At 67.7% G+C, this 16,903-nt stretch carries 16 protein-coding genes and 1 pseudogene; 15 read left to right on the top strand and 2 right to left on the bottom strand.

Features of this window, described 5'->3' with window-relative positions:
- The first annotated feature begins 224 nt into the window (after positions 1-224).
- The 4 genes from ACXDF8_RS15225 to ACXDF8_RS15210 all read left to right on the top strand — a co-directional run bounded on the left by ACXDF8_RS15225 (position 225) and on the right by ACXDF8_RS15210 (position 4,566).
- Positions 225-869: a TrmH family RNA methyltransferase gene (locus ACXDF8_RS15225; protein WP_457224100.1), complete on the top strand. Its 645-nt coding sequence runs from the start codon at positions 225-227 to the stop codon at positions 867-869.
- 16 nt (positions 870-885) lie between these two features.
- Complete coding sequence (locus ACXDF8_RS15220) at positions 886-1,986, top strand: glycoside hydrolase family 76 protein (RefSeq protein WP_457224099.1); 1,101 nt, start codon at positions 886-888, stop codon at positions 1,984-1,986.
- Positions 1,983-3,800, top strand: a complete 1,818-nt coding sequence (gene nhaA, locus ACXDF8_RS15215; RefSeq protein ID WP_457224098.1) for a Na+/H+ antiporter NhaA — start codon at positions 1,983-1,985, stop codon at positions 3,798-3,800. The genes ACXDF8_RS15220 and nhaA overlap by 4 nt, the downstream gene beginning before the upstream one ends.
- Positions 3,801-3,936: 136 nt before the next feature.
- Positions 3,937-4,566: a TetR/AcrR family transcriptional regulator gene (locus ACXDF8_RS15210; RefSeq protein ID WP_457224097.1), complete on the top strand. Its 630-nt coding sequence runs from the start codon at positions 3,937-3,939 to the stop codon at positions 4,564-4,566.
- 6 nt (positions 4,567-4,572) lie between these two features.
- Here ACXDF8_RS15210 and ACXDF8_RS15205 read toward each other — a convergent pair whose 3' ends face one another.
- Positions 4,573-5,460: an SDR family NAD(P)-dependent oxidoreductase gene (locus ACXDF8_RS15205; protein ID WP_457224096.1), complete on the bottom strand. Its 888-nt coding sequence runs from the start codon at positions 5,458-5,460 to the stop codon at positions 4,573-4,575.
- A 72-nt stretch (positions 5,461-5,532) separates the two neighbouring features.
- Here ACXDF8_RS15205 and ACXDF8_RS15200 point away from each other — a divergent pair, with 72 nt between their 5' ends.
- The 3 genes and pseudogenes from ACXDF8_RS15200 to ACXDF8_RS15190 form a co-directional block, all read left to right on the top strand.
- On the top strand, positions 5,533-5,976 hold the full coding sequence (locus ACXDF8_RS15200) for a nuclear transport factor 2 family protein (protein ID WP_457224095.1): 444 nt from the start codon (positions 5,533-5,535) through the stop codon (positions 5,974-5,976).
- Between the two features lie 108 nt (positions 5,977-6,084).
- A complete protein-coding gene (locus tag ACXDF8_RS15195; protein WP_457224094.1) occupies positions 6,085-6,381 on the top strand; it encodes a sulfotransferase family protein in 297 nt (98 codons plus the stop codon).
- 138 nt (positions 6,382-6,519) lie between these two features.
- Positions 6,520-7,143, top strand: a pseudogene (locus tag ACXDF8_RS15190) (SDR family NAD(P)-dependent oxidoreductase); the annotation flags it as partial.
- A 15-nt stretch (positions 7,144-7,158) separates the two neighbouring features.
- Here ACXDF8_RS15190 and ACXDF8_RS15185 read toward each other — a convergent pair.
- Complete coding sequence (locus ACXDF8_RS15185; RefSeq protein ID WP_457224093.1) at positions 7,159-8,115, bottom strand: LysR family transcriptional regulator; 957 nt, start codon at positions 8,113-8,115, stop codon at positions 7,159-7,161.
- Between the two features lie 23 nt (positions 8,116-8,138).
- Here ACXDF8_RS15185 and ACXDF8_RS15180 point away from each other — a divergent pair, with 23 nt between their 5' ends.
- The 8 genes from ACXDF8_RS15180 to ACXDF8_RS15145 are packed head-to-tail and all read left to right on the top strand — an operon-like array spanning position 8,139 to position 16,750.
- Positions 8,139-9,308: an XdhC family protein gene (locus tag ACXDF8_RS15180; protein ID WP_457224092.1), complete on the top strand. Its 1,170-nt coding sequence runs from the start codon at positions 8,139-8,141 to the stop codon at positions 9,306-9,308.
- A gap of 58 nt (positions 9,309-9,366) precedes the next feature.
- Positions 9,367-10,239, top strand: coding sequence for an FAD binding domain-containing protein (locus tag ACXDF8_RS15175; protein WP_457224091.1), 873 nt, complete (start codon positions 9,367-9,369; stop codon positions 10,237-10,239).
- Positions 10,239-10,715 carry a (2Fe-2S)-binding protein gene (locus ACXDF8_RS15170; RefSeq protein ID WP_457224090.1) on the top strand — a complete coding sequence of 159 codons (477 nt, stop codon included), beginning with the start codon at positions 10,239-10,241 and terminating at the stop codon, positions 10,713-10,715. The genes ACXDF8_RS15175 and ACXDF8_RS15170 overlap by 1 nt, the downstream gene beginning before the upstream one ends.
- Positions 10,712-13,111 (top strand): aerobic carbon-monoxide dehydrogenase large subunit, encoded by a 2,400-nt coding sequence (locus ACXDF8_RS15165; protein ID WP_457224089.1) that lies wholly within the window; start codon positions 10,712-10,714, stop codon positions 13,109-13,111. The genes ACXDF8_RS15170 and ACXDF8_RS15165 overlap by 4 nt, the downstream gene beginning before the upstream one ends.
- A gap of 6 nt (positions 13,112-13,117) precedes the next feature.
- Positions 13,118-13,993 (top strand): XdhC family protein, encoded by an 876-nt coding sequence (locus tag ACXDF8_RS15160; protein ID WP_457224088.1) that lies wholly within the window; start codon positions 13,118-13,120, stop codon positions 13,991-13,993.
- Entirely contained in the window at positions 13,990-14,871 is an 882-nt protein-coding gene (locus ACXDF8_RS15155) for an AAA family ATPase (protein WP_457224167.1), read from the top strand. The genes ACXDF8_RS15160 and ACXDF8_RS15155 overlap by 4 nt, the downstream gene beginning before the upstream one ends.
- 8 nt (positions 14,872-14,879) lie before the next feature.
- Positions 14,880-15,560 carry an SRPBCC family protein gene (locus ACXDF8_RS15150; protein WP_457224087.1) on the top strand — a complete coding sequence of 227 codons (681 nt, stop codon included), beginning with the start codon at positions 14,880-14,882 and terminating at the stop codon, positions 15,558-15,560.
- The gene (locus ACXDF8_RS15145; protein ID WP_457224086.1) at positions 15,557-16,750 is read left to right on the top strand and encodes a vWA domain-containing protein; all 1,194 of its coding nucleotides are present in this window, start codon (positions 15,557-15,559) and stop codon (positions 16,748-16,750) included. Before ACXDF8_RS15150 ends, ACXDF8_RS15145 begins: the two co-directional genes overlap by 4 nt.
- Positions 16,751-16,903 lie beyond the last annotated feature (153 nt).

The following is a 16,903-nucleotide window of genomic DNA, read 5'->3' as shown; positions in this document are numbered from 1 at the left end:
CCGCAGTGCGTCGAGCGGAAGGTTCGGCACCGGGCAACCACCAGCCGGGCCGCCGCCGTCCACGCAGCTGCGGGAGTGATCTTGACCTGGCATCGCTCGCGGGGGTCCAGCAAATGTGGCGCTGTCGCTGCTCAGCCCCGATTCGAGCGCTCACCGGCGGCTATCCGGCACACCTGGCCGGTTGCTGATCCGGGGTGCGGCGATCACGCGCCGCGGAAACGACCGTGACCGAGCCAGGTCCGACCGAGTGGAGCACGGGGACCCCCGGGGTGGGGCCTTGGGCCGGCCCACCACCCGCCGACCCGCGCTACGACCCGGAGTTGCTGGCTGACGGGGACACCCGCAATGTGGTCGACGCCTACCGTTACTGGACCCGCGAGGCGATCATCGCCGACATCGACCGGCGACGTCACTCGCTGCACATCGCGATCGAGAACTTCGGTAACGACGCCAACATCGGCACCGTGGTGCGCACCGCGAACGCCTTCGCCGTCGACACGGTGCACATCGTCGGCCGACGGCGCTGGAATCGGCGCGGGGCGATGGTCACCGACCGCTACCAGCGGCTGACCCATCACGACAGCACCGAAGAGTTGCTCGGCTTCGCCGCCGGCGCCGGGCTCACCGTCGTCGCCGTCGACAACATCCCGGGCTCGGTGCCGCTGGAGACGACGACGCTGCCGCGAGACTGTCTGATGGTGTTCGGTCAGGAGGGGCCCGGCATTTCGGCCCAGGCGTGTGCGGGGGCGGTGATGACGGTGTCCATCGCCCAGTTCGGGTCGACCCGCAGCATCAACGCCGCAGTCGCCGCCGGAATTGCCATGCACGCCTGGATCCGGCAGTGGGCCGACCTTTCCCAGGCCTGGTAGGGCAGGATTGCATCGCATGGATCAGCTCTGGGCCAATCGCGCAGCCAGCGCCGAAGCCGCGATCGCGAAACGCCACCTGCGCCGTCTCTGGAGCCTGCCCGGAACTCAACTCGGCGTGGTGAGCTGGCCGGCCGCACGACGTGACCGGGCATTCGGGACATGGCACTACTGGTGGCAGGCGCATCTGCTCGACTGCTTGGTCGACGCGCAGTGCCGCGAGCCCCAACCCGGCCGGCTGGCCATGATCAAACGGCAGATCCGCGGTCATCGGCTGCGCAACAACGGCCGCTGGACCAACAGTTACTACGACGACATGGCCTGGTTGGCGCTGGCGCTGGAACGCGCGGCTCGGTGCGCCGGCATCGAGCGGACGCGCGCACTCACGACACTGGCCGAGCAGTTCCAGCGAGCGTGGGTGCCTGAAGACGGTGGCGGAATCCCGTGGCGCAAGCAGGATCAGTTCTTCAACGCCCCCGCCAACGGGCCGGCCGGCATCTTCCTGACGCGGCACGGTGACCGGCTGCGCCGTGCCCAGCAGATGGCCGACTGGATCGACGAGACGCTGATCGACCCCGACACCCACCTGGTCTTCGACGGCATCAAGGGTGGGTCCCTGGTGCGCGCGCAATACACCTACTGTCAGGGCGTCGTGCTCGGGCTGGAGACCGAGTTGTCCGTGCGAACCCACGATGGCCGCCATGGGGCACGGGTCCGCCGGTTGGTCGCGGCGATCGAGCAGCACATGGCGCCCGGTGGGATCCTCGTCGGGGCCGGCGGCGGGGACGGCGGGCTGTTCTCCGGAATCACCGCCCGGTATCTGGCGTTGACCGCTACCGATCTGCCGGGTGACTCCGAGCAGGACGCCGCCGCCCGGGACACCGCACGCAGGATCGTCCTGGACTCGGCCGAGGCAGCCTGGGAAAACCGCCAAAGTGTCGAGGGCCTACCGTTGTTCGGCCCGTCCTGGGAGCGCACCGCCGAGATCCCGACGGCCGCTGGCGGGCAGGCGCAGTTCGTCGAGGGCGCGGTGAACTCGTCGCAGACACCGGAGCGCGACTTGTCCGTGCAGCTGTCGGGTTGGATGCTGATGGAGGCTGCGCATACGGTGACACAGTGACAGCGAGCCGGCTCGGGCATGACCCGACGGCGAAGCGTTTCGGCGAAAATGCCGCCGCAGGACTTCTGTTGGGCTTCACAGTCATCGCTATTCTCTGGGCGAATTCCCCTTGGGCACACACCTATTCGGATTTTTGGGAGACGCCGGTCGGCTTGAGCTTCGGCAACACCCACGGTGAGTTGACCGTCAAGGAATTGGTCAATGACGGACTGATGGCGTTCTTCTTCTTCATCGTGGGTCTGGAGGTGAAGGCGCAGTTCACCATTGGCGAGTTGACCGAACGATCCCGCGCTCTGGTGCCAGTGGTGGCGGCGGTCGCCGGGCTGACGGTGCCGGCGGTGATCTTCTTGCTGTTCAACCCATCCGGGGATGCTGCCAGCGCCTGGGGTGTGGTGATCTCGACCGACACCGCGTTCCTGGTCGGTGCGCTGGCCATCATCGCTCCCAAGTACCCGGCGCGATTGCGCACCTTCCTGCTGACGCTGGCCGTCGTCGACGATGTCGGTGCGCTGGCCGCCATCGCGGTCTTCTACTCCGAGCACATCCGCGTGGTTCCGCTGCTGGTCGCCGTGGCGCTGCTGGCTGCACTGGCTTGCGTGCGTTACCTGCCGCCCGCGACTCGCGGACTCGCGTATTCGCTCCTGGCAGTTGCGTTGTGGCTGGCGCTGTTCAGTGGCGGTGTGCACCCGACACTGGCCGGTGTCGCGGTCGCTCTGCTCATTCCCGTCTTCACGCCCGAACGGCAGCGGGTCGAGGCCGCCGTCGACGTTATCCGGGCATTTCGCCAGTCCCCGAATTCGGACTATGCCCGCGCCGCCACCCGCAGCCTGCGCGACTCCATCTCGATCAACGAACGGCTGGTAACGGGGTTCGGACCCTATGTGTCCTTCGGGGTGCTGCCACTGTTCGCGTTGGCTAACGCCGGTGTGCGCTTGGACACCGACACCGTGCTCGCCGCGGCACGCTCGCCGCTGACCTGGGGTGTGGTGGCCGGCCTGGTGGTGGGCAAGCTCATCGGTATCACGGGTGCGACCTGGCTGATGCGGCGCACCGGCATGGGTCGGCTCTCGCCCGGGCTCACCCTACGGCGGGTGGCCGGCGGCGCCGCACTATCCGGTATCGGCTTCACCATTTCGCTGTTCATCGTCGACCTGGCGATCGACGACCCGCGGTCGGCTGATCTCGCCCGGGTCGGCGTGCTGGCCGCTTCCGTAATCGCCGTCGTCCTCGGCTGGGTGGTGTTCCGGTTGACCGACAAGCTCAGCCCACCGGTGCCGGTAGGTCTCAAGCTGGTTCGCGATGTCGAGCCCGGCCGTGACCACATCCGCGGGCCGGCCGATGCTCCGCTGACATTGGTGGAGTACGGCGACTTCGAATGTCCCTTCTGTAGCCGTGCCACCGGGTCGATCGACGAGGTGATCGCCCATTTCGGGGATCGGTTGCGCTACGTGTGGCGGCATCTGCCGCTCGAGCGGCCGCACCCGCGGGCGCTGGACGCCGCGCGGGCCAGCGAGGCGGCCGCCTTGCAGGGCAAGTTCTTTGACATGGGCGCGATGATGTTCGAGTTCCAGGACCATCTGGAGTGGCAGCACATCTACCGCTACGCCGACCAAGTCGGTTGCGACATCGCCAAATTCGACGAAGACGTGCACTCTGCACGGGTCCTGCACCGGGTTGATGACGACGCCCAGGACGCCGAGTTGATGGACCTGAACTCGACGCCGACGTTCTTCGTCAACGGGGTTCGCCATCACGGGCCGTGGGACTCGGCGAGCCTGATCCGGGCGTTGGAGGCGGGCGTGCGGAAAACCTAGAGCTGTGAAGTCCTTGTCGGAGCTGGGTTTCACATCGCGGACCATACGTACGTATTACGCCGAGGCGCAGCGCTGATGATGACGGTTGAGACGTGGTTCTGTTTGTGTGGCTAAGCCACGCCTACACTGCACGGACATGGAGTCCGCGTCGTTTTTCCCGCACACCGCCGCCGCGTCGTATCTGGATTCGTCCAGCGAGGCGCGGATCCGGGACGCCGCGCTGACCAAGTTCGCCAGTGGAGGCATCGCGGGAACATCTATGCGCGCGGTGGCCGAAGCCGCCGGTGTCTCGATCGGGCTGGTGCAGCACTATTTCGGCACCAAGGCGGCGTTGGTCAAGGCTGTCGATCAGTTCGTACTCGGGACGCTCAACAATGCGTTGGTGGACACCGCGACGGCGGACGCACCGGACGAGGCCCTCGCCAATGCCGGAAAGCGCTTGATCGAACTGATGGCCGAGGCCCCTGTCGTGATCGACTATCTGGTGCGGGCGCTGACCGAGGGCGGGGAGATGGGGACGATCGTCTTCGATGGCCTGGTGCGCATCAGCCAAGCTCAAGGTGACCTGTTCCAGGCGCAGGGTTCGATACGGGACGGCCTCGACCCGTTGTGGGTCGTGCTGAACCCGCTGATCCTTCGGATGGGTGCGCTGCTGCTGAGGCCGCACGTCGAGCGTTACCTCGGGGAGTCGCTTTTCACCAAGGCGCAGTTACAGCGCTGGGACGATGCCGTTACGCGGTTGATCCGTGAGGGCCAGTTCGAATGAAGCCGATCAGACCGGAATTGTTGTGCCGGTCTCGTTTTCGGCGAACAGCACGACTCGGGCCGCATCGTCGTAGTCACATGCCCGCGGTGAGCGGCCGACCAGGGCGGGCTGGCCGCGCAGTCCCAGCCGGGCGCTGACTCCGACGTAGCTGCCCGGCGGGATCGGCTCGCTGATGCAATACAGCGTCGGTGCCGCACCTTCGTCGATGTCGTTGGCGAGCCGGTCGGCGATGCCCTTGACCACCTTGTGGGCCAGCGACATCAGCGCTGAATCACCGGTGTGGCTCAAATTGGAGGCTACCCAGCCGGGATGGACCAGCTGGGTGACGACGGGCGAGTTGGCGGCGCGCAGGCGCCGGTCAAGCTCGAGACCCCAGAGCATCATGGCAAGTTTGGAGTGCATGTAGGCACCCATCGCGGTCCATTTGCCCCGGCGCAGATGCATGTCGTCGAGATGCAGCGTTGCGTGGCGGTGCCCGTCGGAGGCGACGTTGATGATCTGTGAGCTCACCCGCTCGAAGATCAGGTTGGTCAGGGCGAACGGGCCGAGCAGGTTGGTGCCGAGCGTCGTCTCGAAGCCGTCGACGGTGTCTCGCCGCCGGTCGGTCAGCGCTCCGGCGTTGTTGATCAGGATGTCGACGTCGCCGTCGAGCCGGTCGCCGAAACTGCGCACCGAACGGAGGTCGGCAAGATCGAGTTCGACCACCTCGGTGGACCCGCTGATCTCGGCTGCGCGCTGCGCCCCCAGCGTGGTGTTGCGGACGGCCATCACGACGTGTGCACCGGCATGTGCGAGGGCCCGCGTCGTGCCCAGACCGACACCGTTGGTCGCGCCTGTCACGATGATCCGTTTACCGGTCAGATTGCCGAGCCGAGTCGGCGACCACTGCGTCACGCGGGGAGCTTAGCGGGACTTCTGGACAAACAAGACCACCTAAGCAATTGCTCTGTCATCATGCCCTTTGACATGAGTGACAGTGCGCGGGCGATCACGAATCTCATCTACACCTATGCCGACTTGATCGACGCCGGCGACCTCGACGGGGTCGCCGACCTGTTCACGCACGGCCGGATCTACGGGGTGGAGAACGGGCCCCCCGAGACGGTGTTCGACGGCCGCGACCGGGTCAGGTCGATGTATGAGATGGCCACGCGCATCTACTCCGACGGCACGCCCAAGACCAAGCACAACACCACCAATGTGCAGCTCTACATCGACGATGCGGCCGGCGCCGCGCGCAGCAGGTCCTACTACTGCATCACCCAGGCCACCGACGAACTGCCGCTGCAGGTCATCGTCACCGGCCACTATCACGACACCTTCCATCGGGTGGACGGACAGTGGTGGTTCGAGTCGCGCACCATGTTCGTCGACCAGCTCGGCGACGTGAGCAAGCATCTGAAGCTCTGAACTGATGGCCGGCACAGGCGCCTTCGCGTTGGCCGGTGTCCTTGCCGACGCGCACGCCAAGGAAGGCCTGCGGAATGGGGCCCCGGGGACTTTCAGGGCCCGCTTGCTGTGCTGCTCGATGACTACCCGGGTGCCGGCCTCACCATGATCGGCGAGCACATCCTGCGGACGCAGGGGTGGATCCGGCGCTACCCGGAGATCCTCGACGAGCAGATCGACGCGCCAATCGTCGTCGTCGGCATGATGCGCAGCGGCACGACCCCGATGCAGCGTCTGCTCACGGCCGAGCAGTTCGCCATTGATCCGATGCACGCCCGACCTGCCGCATTGCCGATCCTGGCTCAACAGACAGGATTTCGCTCTGGCGTACACATGCACCGCAATCCGCGCGGGTCACCGCGATGACCGACTGGCTGGCCAATCGGCCCCGCGAAGTCGCCCGCGGCCGCCCTACGACTCGAGTGTCTACGGTTTGGCCGATGCTGAAGTCGACGAACGTTTCGCGCTGTACAACAAGCGTTTTGGAAAGGAGACCCCATGACCGCCGACGATGCCTTCGGTGGCGTCGGCGTGCTGGTCAACAACGCCGGACACGGCTACCAGTCGGCCGTGGAGGAGGGCGAGGACGCCGAGGTTCGAAAGCTGTTCGACGTCAACTGCTTCGGTTCGGTCGACATGATGAAGGCCGTCCTTCCCAGGATGCGGTCCCGCGGGTCGGGGCACATCGTCAACATCTCCTCGATGACCGGCCTGGTGGCCAATCCGCCCAACGCGTACTACTCGTCCACCGAGTTCGCACTCGAGGCCGTCAGTGAAGCGCTGGCCACTGAGGTCAGACCGCTGGGGATCAAGGTGGCACTCATCGAGCCGGGTGCCTTTCGCACCGACTGGGCGTCACGGTCGATGAAGGAATTGAGCGCGCCGATCACCGAGTACGCCGACGTCGCCGCGCGCAAGGATCTGATCAAACAGTTCGCCGATCACCTACCCGGTGATCCGCGCAAGGTGGCCGAGGCCGTCCTGATTGTCACCAAACTCGACGAGCCACCGCTGCGGTTGCTGTTGGGCCGAGACGTGCTCAAGGCGATGCGCGACAAGATCGCGAACCTCTCAGCCTCGATCGACGAGTGGGAAGCCGTAACCAGGGACGTCAACTTTCCTGGCTAGCGGCCCGGCACGCCGTCAGCTCCACAGCGTCACATGGACTTTCGGTCGGAACCGGGTCACGCCGACGCCCGTCCCGCGGATCATCGCCTGGGTGCAGCGCGGCGTGGTGATGAAGTTGAGCAACTCGGTCACCGCCGGCTGGCGCGCCGCGGCGGGCAGGGTCGAGGCGCACCACTCGCCGGATAGCGCAAGGGCGTTGCCCTTGACGTGGACCAGTCGTCCCGTGGAGAGGTCCTTACCGACGGCGAATCCGACCGCGAGTGACACTCCGCCGACCCGCTGGACTTCTTCCAGTGCGGCCGCGTCGCTCTGGAATATCCGCTGATTGGCCTCCGGGATCGCCAATGTTCGCAACAGAGTGCCGATTTCGCCGTCGACGCTGCCCGCCGAAGGCCCCATCATCCATTGCTGCTCGCGGAGCAGGGCGGGCCCGGGAGTGCCGGTGAGCAGCGGACTGCCGGGCGAGGCCACGGTGATGATCTGGTACTTCAGGAACGGCCGCACGGTGATCACGGTCCCCGGATCGGCGGCGGCCGGGCCCAGCGCGATGTCGACGGCCCGCGATTCGATCAGGTCGCGGAAGCGGCTCGTCGGGTGCACGCTCAACTCCACCGACAGATCGTCGGCTCGCGAGGAGAACAACTCGATCAGACCGGGTGCGGCGTGCTCGGCGAACGCGCTCGACGCGGCGATTCGCAGCAACCGCCGGCCGTGCGCCGCCTCGGTCACCTCGATCGCAGTCTGCTGCTGCAGGCCCAGGATCTCGATGGCCCGGCTGGCCAGCCGCAGCCCGCCCGGCGTGAACGCCAGCCCGGCCGCGGTGCGGCTGAACAACGGATCGTCGAGTTCCTTGCGCAGCTGGGCTACGTGCATCGAGATCCCGGCGTCGGAGACGCCGAGTTCCTCGGCGGCGGCCCGTACCGAACCCAGCCGGACCACCGCCGAGAAGGCCCGAAGTTGCGCCGGAGTCACGAAATCAGCCTACGTTGGAAGGCGTGCAGGACGTCCTGGCCGAACTGGCCGCGATCTGGCGGGCCGGCGGAACAGCCGCAGTGGGCACCGTCGTGCGTACCTTCGCCTCGGCCCCGCGGCAACCCGGCGCGGCCATGGTGGTCGCGCCCGACGGGGCGGTCAGCGGATCGGTTTCGGGCGGATGCGTCGAGGGCGCCGTGTACGAGTCTGCCGTCGAGGTGATCCAGACCGGTGTGCCGAGGCTGGAACGCTACGGGGTGAGCGATGACGACGCCTTCGCAGTCGGGCTCACCTGCGGCGGCGTCCTGGACATCTTCGTCGAATCGGTGTCGCCGCAGACCTTTCCGCACCTGGATCGGGTCGTCGACGCCGTCATCGGCCACCGTCCGGTGGCCGTCGCCACTGTCATCAGCCATCCCGACCCGTCCTGGGTCGGCCGCCGGCTCGTCATCGGGCCCGACCTGGTGGAGGGCTCGTTGGGATCGCAGCGCGCCGATGCCGCCGTGACCGACGACGCGCGCGGGCTGCTCGCTGCGGGTCGCAGTGAGGTGCTCACCCTCGGCCCCGACGGGCAGCGGCGCGGTGCTGGTATGGAGGTGTTCGTCAACAGTTACGCACCTCGGCCGCGGATGCTGGTGTTCGGCGCCATCGACTTCGCGGCAGCAGTGGCCCAACAGGGGAGTTTCCTGGGGTACCGCGTCACGGTGTGCGACGCCCGCGGCGTGTTCGCAACGCCGGCCCGCTTCCCCACCGCCGACGAGGTGGTGGTCGACTGGCCGCACCGATACCTGGCAGCGCAGGCCGAGGCCGGTGCGGTCGACGCCCGCACGGTGATCTGCGTGCTCACCCACGACGCCAAGTTCGACGTCCCGCTGCTCGAAGTGGCGCTGCGCCTCGACGTCGGATACGTCGGGGCGATGGGCTCTCGGCGCACCCACGACGACCGGCTGGCCCGGCTGCGCGAGGCGGGACTGGCCGAGGCCGAACTCAGCCGCTTGGCCAGCCCGATCGGGCTGGACCTCGGTGCGCGCACGCCGGAGGAGACCGCGGTGTCCATCGCCGCGGAGATCATCGCCCGCCGTTGGGGCGGCCGGGGCCGCCCACTGTCGGACGTCGAAGGTCCGATCCACCACGACCACGACGCTAACCCGGCTGTGCCAGGGGAGTTAAGCGATCGCTTAACTCGCCATTGACGACTCGGAAGCGACGGGCGGAGACTGACCTCCCCGCTACCGATGTGAGGTCTGTCACATGCAAGTACCCGGCCCCTTCGAATACGAACGCGCCACCAGTGTGGACCACGCCGTGGGCCTGCTGGACAGACTGGGTGAAGGGGCCTTCATTGTCGCCGGCGGCCACAGTCTGCTGCCGATGATGAAGCTGCGCATCGCCAACCCCGAGTACCTCATCGACATCAACGACTTGGCCGGTGAACTCGGCTACGTGGTGCGGGAGCCGGCGCAGATCCGGCTCGGCGCGATGACCCGACACCGGGAGGTCTTGGCCAACTCCGACCTGGCCGCGGTGTGCCCGATCTTCGCCGACGCCGAGCGGGTGATCGCCGATCCCGTGGTGCGCAATCGCGGCACGGTCGGCGGGTCGCTGTGCCAGGCCGATCCCGCCGAGGACCTCTCGACGGTGTGCGAGATCCTGGGTGCGGTTGTGGTGGCCCGCGGGCCCGCGGGTCAGCGGGAGATCGCCATCGACGAATTCATCCTCGGGCCGTACGAGACTGCACTGGCGCACAACGAGATGCTCATCGAGGTTCGAATCCCGTTGCGGCCCAACAGTTCAAGTGCTTACCTCAAGGTGGAGCGCAGAGTCGGGGATTGGGCGGTGACCGCAGCGGGTGCCGCGGTGGCCCTCGACGGTGACCGGATCGCCGCCGGCCGAGTCGGTCTGACCGCGGTCAATGCCGACCGCGACGGTCTCGCGGCCGTCAGTGCGGTGCTGGCCGGCGCACCGGCCACCGAAGACACCTTCGCCGAGGCCGGCCGGTTGGCCGCCCGGGCCTGCGAACCGGTCACCGATCAACGCGGCACGGCCGACTACAAGCGGCACCTGGCCGGCGAACTCACCATCCGGACCCTGCGCACCGCCGTCGAGCGGGTGAGGAGCAACTGATGCACGTCACCATGACCGTCAACGGCGAACAGGTCAGCGCCGAAGTCGAGCCCCGCACGCTGCTGGTGCACTTCCTGCGCGATCAGCTCCGTCTCACCGGAACCCATTGGGGCTGTGACACATCCAACTGCGGGACATGTGTGGTCGCGGTGGACGGCGCCCCGGTCAAGTCATGCACCATGCTCGCGGCGATGGCCGCGGGCCACGACGTCCGCACCGTGGAGGGACTGGCCGACGGTGCGCGGCTGGACCCGGTGCAGGAGGGGTTCATGCAATGCCACGGACTTCAGTGCGGGTTCTGCACCCCGGGCATGATGATCACCGCGCGGGCACTTCTCGACGAGAATCCCGACCCCACCGAGGACGAGATTCGTGAGGCCATCTCCGGGCAGATCTGCCGCTGTACCGGCTACACCACGATCGTGCGCTCCATCCAGTGGGCCGCCGCTCATGCCAACCAGGAGGTCCAGGCGTGACTACCGTCGAATCCCGGCCGCTGTCACCGGAGGACACCGCGGATAACGACCAGAAGCCCTGCGGCTACGGCCGGATGCTCCGCAAGGAGGACCCGCGATTCATCCGCGGCCGCGGCAACTACGTCGACGACGTGCAACTGCCCGGCATGCTGCACCTGGCGATCCTGCGCTCGCCGTACGCCCACGCGACGATCAAGGGGATCGACACCACCGCCGCCCAAGCCCACCCCAAGGTCAAGGCCGTCGTCACCGGTGCGGACCTCGCCGAGAAGGGGCTGGCGTGGATGCCCACCCTCTCCAACGATGTGCAGGCCGTCCTGGCCACCGACAAGGTGCGGTTCCAGGGCCAGGAGGTGGCGTTCGTCGTCGCCGAAGACCGGTATTCGGCGCGGGATGCGTTGGAGCTCATCGACGTCGACTACGAACCGTTGGATCCGGTGATCGATGTCCGCACCGCACTCGACCCGTCGGCCCCGGTGATCCGTACCGACCTGGACGGCAAGACCGACAATCACTGCTTCGACTGGGAGACCGGTGACGCCGCCGCCACCGAGGCGGTGTTCGCCCGCGCCGACGTCGTCGTCAAACAGGAAATGGTCTATCCGCGCGTGCATCCGGCGCCGATGGAGACCTGTGGCGCCGTCGCCGACCTGGACCCTGTGACGGGGAAGCTCACGCTGTGGTCGACCACCCAGGCACCGCACGCCCACCGCACCCTGTACGCCCTGGTGGCGGGCCTGCCCGAACACAAGATCCGCATCATCGCGCCCGACATCGGCGGCGGGTTCGGCAACAAGGTGCCGATCTACCCCGGTTACGTCTGCGCCATCGTCGGTTCGCTGCTACTGGGCAAGCCGGTGAAGTGGATGGAGGACCGCAGCGAGAACCTGACCTCCACCGGGTTCGCCCGCGACTACATCATGGTCGGCGAGATCGCCGCCACCAACGAGGGCAAGATCCTGGCGATCCGCTCCACGGTGCTCGCCGACCACGGCGCCTTCAATGGTGTTGCCGCGCCGGTGAAGTACCCGGCCGGCTTCTTCGGTGTGTTCACCGGAAGCTATGACATCGAGGCCGCCTACTGCCACATGACGGCGGTCTACACCAACAAGGCACCCGGTGGGGTGGCCTACGCCTGCTCGTTCCGGATCACCGAGGCGGTGTATTTCGTCGAGCGGCTGGTCGACTGCCTCGCCCACGAGCTCGAGCGGGACCCCGCCGCGCTGCGGTTGCAGAATCTGCTGCGCGCCGACCAGTTCCCGTACAAGAGCAAGACCGGCTGGGTGTACGACTCTGGCGACTACGAGGCCACGATGCGGCTGGCCATGGAGATAATCGGCTACCAGCAACTGCGCGAAGAACAGGCCGAGAAGCGCAAGCGCGGTGAACTGATGGGCATCGGCATGTCGTTCTTCACCGAGGCCGTCGGCGCGGGCCCGCGCAAGGACATGGACATCCTCGGTCTGGGCATGGCTGACGGTTGTGAACTGCGCATCCACCCGACCGGCAAAGCGGTTCTTCGGCTTTCGGTGCAAACTCAGGGGCAGGGTCACGAGACGACGTTCGCCCAGATCGTCGCCGAGGAGCTCGGTATCCCGCCCGACGACATCGACGTGGTCCACGGTGATACCGACCAGACGCCGTTCGGGCTCGGCACCTACGGCAGCCGGTCGACCCCGGTGTCGGGAGCGGCCGCGGCGTTGGTGTCGCGCAAGATTCGCGACAAGGCGAAGATCATCGCCTCCGGCATGTTGGAGGCTTCGGTGGCCGACCTGGAGTGGGAGAAGGGTTCGTTCCACATCAAGGGCGACCCGTCGGCGTCGGTCACGATCTCCGATATCGCGATGCGGGCACACGGCGCCGGAGACCTGCCCGACGGCATCGAAGGCGGCCTGGACGCCGAAGTCTGCTACAACCCGGAGAACCTCACCTACCCCTATGGCGCCTACTTCTGCGTCGTCGACATCGACCCCGGAACCGCGGTGGTCAAGGTGCGCCGGTTCCTCGCGGTCGACGACTGCGGCACTCGGATCAACCCGATGATCATCGAGGGACAGGTGCACGGCGGCATCGTCGACGGCATCGGTATGGCGTTGATGGAGATGATCGCCTTCGATGAGGAGGGCAACTGTCTGGGCGGATCGCTGATGGACTACCTCATCCCCACCGCGGTAGAGGTGCCACATCTGGAGACCGGACATACGGTGACACCGTCGCCGCACCATCCGATCGGTGCCAAGGGCGTGGGGGAGTCTGCGACGGTGGGCTCGCCACCGGCGGTCGTCAATGCCGTGGTCGACGCGCTGGCACCATTCGGTGTCCGGCACGCCGACATGCCGTTGACTCCTTCGCGGGTGTGGGAGGCCATGCAGGGAAACCCCACCCCGCCGATCTGAGCCGACATGACGATCGCCGAGCGGGCCAAACAACTTCTGTACGAACGAAGATCGTTCGTCCACGCGACCGTGGTGCGTGCCCAGCCGCCCACGTCGGCGCGCGCCGGGGATGAGGCGCTGCTGCTCGCCGACGGCACGATCGAAGGTTTCGTCGGCGGGCAGTGTGCCCAGAACTCGGTGCGCAAGGCCGCTCTCGGCGCGCTGCAGGCCGGGGAGAGCGTGCTGTTGCGGGTGCTGCCCGACGGCGACGTCCACTTTCCCGACGCCGCGGGTGCCAGCGTGGTCGTAAACCCGTGCCTGTCCGGAGGTGCGCTGGAAATCTTTCTGGCCCCGCAGTTTCCGGCTCCACTGGTCTGTATCTGCGGCGGTACGCCCATCGCCCATGAACTGGCTCGGGTGTGCGACGTGTTGGGCTACGACGTCCGCGGCGACGCATCGTCGGATTTCGGCGGCGCGACCGCCGTTGTGATCGCCACCCACGGCGGCGAGGAAGCCGAGAGGATCCGTGCCGCGCTGGACGCCGGCGTCGGCTACGTCGGGCTGGTGGCCAGTCGGACGCGCGGTGGCGCGGTGCTCGACGCTGTCGGCCTCACCGATGGTGAACGCGCGCGGGTGCACAGCCCGGTCGGACTGTCGATCGGGGCCAAGACTCCCGGCGAGATCGCGGTGTCGATCGCAGCGGAGCTGATCTCCGGAATCCGCTGCGGTGCAGTTCCCGTGGGCTCGCGGATGGACCTTCCTGCGCCGGCCGGGACGGCGGTGGACCCGGTCTGCGGCATGACGGTCACCATCGGCCCCGACACCCCGCACCTGCGCACCGGTGGTCGCGACTACTGGTTCTGCTGCCCCGGGTGCCGCAGTGGCTTTGCGGCGGCGACGTGACGTTCGCCGACGTCGACGACGTGGTACGCCGGTTCGACGACCACGGGCACCTGCTCGACACCGGGACGGCCTCGGCGTTCTATCTGGCCGCGACGCTGCGGCGCCCGTTGCTGCTCGAGGGCGAACCCGGAGTGGGCAAAACCTCTGCCGCCAAGACCCTGGCCGCCGTGACGGGTACATCGTTGATCCGGCTGCAGTGCTACGAGGGTCTGACCGCCGCCGAGGCCCTCTACGACTGGAACTATCAGCGGCAGCTGCTGGCCATCCGGCTTGCCGAGAGCCGCGGCGCGGCGATCGACGAATCGGATCTCTACGGCGAGGCCTATCTGGTCGACCGGCCGATCCTGGCCTGCGTACGCCATCGCGGTCCGAACCCCCCGGTGCTGCTGATCGATGAGATCGACCGCGCCGACGACGAATTCGAGGCCCTGCTGCTGGAATTTCTCGGCGAATCCTCGGTGACCGTCCCGGAACTGGGTACGTTCACCGCGCAACAGCCGCCGGTGACAGTGCTGACCTCGAACCGCAGCCGCGACCTGCATGACGCGCTGCGGCGACGCTGCCTCTACCACTGGATCGACTACCCCCAGCCGGCCCGCGCTGCCGCGATCGTGCGGCGAACAGTACCGGGTGCCACCGCCGCGTTGATCGAGCACGCCACCCAGTTCGTCGGTCGGGCGCGGGAACTTGACCTCGACAAGCCGCCCGGTGTGGCCGAGACCATCGACTGGGTAGCCGCTTTGGTCACTCTCGGAGTCGGGGACCTCGTCGACCCGGCGGCCCTGGCAAGCTTGAGTGCACTGGCCAAGACCCCTGACGACAGCACAGGGTTGCGCGACGCGTTCACTGATTTCTGTACGGAACTGGCCACCACCTAGGAGAGCCCATGAAGATCGCCAACGAGTTCACCGTCAGCGTCCCGATCGACACGGCATGGGCCGTGCTGACCGACATGGAGCAGGTGGTCCCGTTGATGCCGGGTGCCCAGCTCACCGGTCGCGACGGCGACGACTACGTCGGCAAGGTCAAGGTGAAGGTCGGGCCGGTCACCAGTGAGTTCAACGGTAAGGCGCACTTCCTCGAGCGCGACGATCAGCAGCACCGGGCCCTCATCGACGGCCGGGGCAAGGAAGCGCGCGGGACCGGCAACGCCGCCGCCGTGGTGAGCCTGCAGCTGCACGAGGACGGCGAACGGACTCGGGTCAGCGTCGACACCGACCTGAAGATCGTCGGGAAGCTCGCGCAGTTCGGTAGCAGCATGCTTCAGCAGGTGTCGGAGAAGCTGCTCGGGCAGTTCGTCGACGCGCTGGAGGCCAAACTGGCCGCGGGCAAGGAACCGCTCGCGGAGGCTGTCGCGGCGCCCCCCGCGACGCCAGGCGCCGATGCGCTCGGTGCGCCTGCGACCACCGCTGCTACCCCGCCAATCGCGCCGGCTGCCGAGCCCGAACCGATCGACCTGCTGCAGTTGGCCGGCGGCACGTCGGTGACCAAGTACGCCGGGGTGGCTGCCGCGGCCCTGGTGTTGCTGATCCTGATCCTGGTCTTCCGCCGCCGGCACACCGAGTGACCGCCGCGGCGCTGCTGCGCGGAGTCGACCTCGCCGCCTTCGCGGCGGCGCTGGTCGCCCGCCTGCGCGCCGGCGGTGTCGCCGCGGCCGCCAGCGGCCCGTCGAGCTTCGTGGCCGCCATGCGCAGCCTGGTGCCGACGTCGCGGACCCAGCTGTATTGGGCGGCCCGACTCACTCTGGTCAACCGCGTGGAGGATCTGCCGGCGTTCGACGCCGTCTTCGAGGCGGTGTTCGCCGACGCCGTGCTGCCGGTCGATCCGGTGGCCGTGCGGGCTCAGCGTGGTAAGGCCGCCAGTCCGGTCGCGGCGAGCGGCCGGCGGGCCGAGAGTGGCCCGCAGGCCGAGGGACTGCCCTGGTCCACGCGGCCACCGTCCCTGCGGGCAGCCGACACCACATCGGATGCCCCCGCGCTCCCGGACCTGCTGCCCAGCCGGATCGTCGCCCGCGCTCAGGAGCCGTTCGAGACGTTCGAAGACAGTGATTTGCGCCAGATCGGCACCTGGCTGGAGCAGACCGTCGCGCTGTGGCCGACGCGGCGCAGTATGCGCGCCCAGGCCGACCGACACGGCAAGCGAGTCGACCTGCGCGCCACCATGCGTGCCTCCCGCACGACCGGGTGGGAACCGGTGGAACTGGTCAGGACCAGACCCCGTCGCCGGCCGCGGCCGCTGGTCCTGGTGTGCGACGTCAGCCGCTCGATGCAGCCCTACGCGGCCGTCTATCTGCATCTGATGAGGGCAACGGCGTTGCGCCGGGCCGGTTTTAACCCCGAGGTGTTCGCCTTCGCCACCACGCTGACCCGACTGACGGCTGTGCTGGCACACCGTTGTCCGCACACCGCGCTGGCTCGGGCCAACGCCAAGGTGAGCGACCGCTTCGGGGGTACCCACGTGGGTCGCTCGCTGACCGCGCTGCTGGGGCCACCGCACGGCAGCACACTGCGCGGTGCAGTGGTGATCATCGCCTCCGACGGCTGGGACAGTGACCCGCCCGAGCTCGTCGATCATGCGCTCGCACGGCTACGACGCCGGGCTGCATCGCTGATCTGGCTCAACCCACGGGCCGCGGCGCCGGGATTCGAGCCACTCGCCGGGGCTATGACCGCCGCACTTCCGTACTGTGACGCGGTGCTGCCTGCGCATTCGGTGGCGGGACTGCGCGACCTGTTCGCCGTGCTGGCGGGACTGTAGGGGGTAGCGAGGCACCCGTTGACGAGATACATACCTGAAGGTATGTTAATGCGGCACAGGTCACATCATCCCATTGACGTGACCCAAGCCATACCCGGCGGAGGGATTCCGCCCGTCACGATTGGATGCACCGCAATGGCCAACCCCTTTTCT

This window comes from Mycolicibacterium sp. CBM1, from assembly GCF_054073305.1.
This window is presented reverse-complemented; position numbering and strand designations above follow the sequence as displayed.